Genomic DNA, 779 nt, shown 5'->3' with positions numbered 1-779 from the left:
CTGTGTTAGCCCTCTCTTTCGTAGCGACCAAACTGCGAAGGAGAAGCAACCATGCACGCACACCGCATCATACAAAATCTATTGGACACGAAGTGTGGCGAGATCCATGCCAAGCGCCGCGGCTGTATAGCGAAAGTGGCAGAGGCCGGCAGAATCGGCGGGCTTGGTGTCGTCAAGATGGGGCGCTGTCTAGACACGAAGACGAGCATTCGTCATCGCATCAAGTGCTGTGATCGTCTGCTGAGTAATCGTCATTTGCCGGCTGAGCGGCTAACGATTTTTCGTGCTCTGGACGAAGCCGTCCTGGCTGGTCATCGGCACATTGCCATTAGTGTCGACTGGTCCGGTTTGCTGCCTGACGGAAGCTTGCATCTTTTGCGCGCTGCGGTCACCGTCAAGGGACGTGCCTTGGTTCTTTACGAAGAGGTGCATGCGGAATGTGACCTGGGATCTACGAAGGTACACCGCCGCTTCCTCGAGACGTTATGCTCGCTATTGCCCGATCAATGTCTGCCCATACTGGTCACTGATGCCGGGTTTCGGGCGACGTGGTTCAAGCTAGCCACGGGAATGCACATTTCGTGGGTTGGGCGCATCCGGAACCGTGACATGGTATGTGCCGAAGGATCCGGACGGTGGGACGGCTGCAAGACCTGGTATGCCGGAGCGACAGCAAAGCCACGCTGTCTTGGCCGCTTTGAGTATGCACGCGCCAACGCGACGCCATGCCAGCTGGTGCTGTACAAAAAGGCACCTCAAGGGCGTCATCATCGCACCAG

General features: G+C 57.3%; 1 protein-coding gene. It reads left to right on the top strand.

All coding sequences use genetic code 11. From position 1 onward, the window contains the following. Positions 1–51 precede the first annotated feature (51 nt). The coding region (locus QPK29_RS33485) for an IS4 family transposase (protein ID WP_371772434.1) at positions 52–779 on the top strand (728 nt) is incomplete at its 3' end.

It is taken from the genome of Massilia orientalis (assembly GCF_030411975.2).
Lineage (GTDB): Bacteria > Pseudomonadota > Gammaproteobacteria > Burkholderiales > Burkholderiaceae_D > Telluria > Telluria orientalis.
This window is presented reverse-complemented; position numbering and strand designations above follow the sequence as displayed.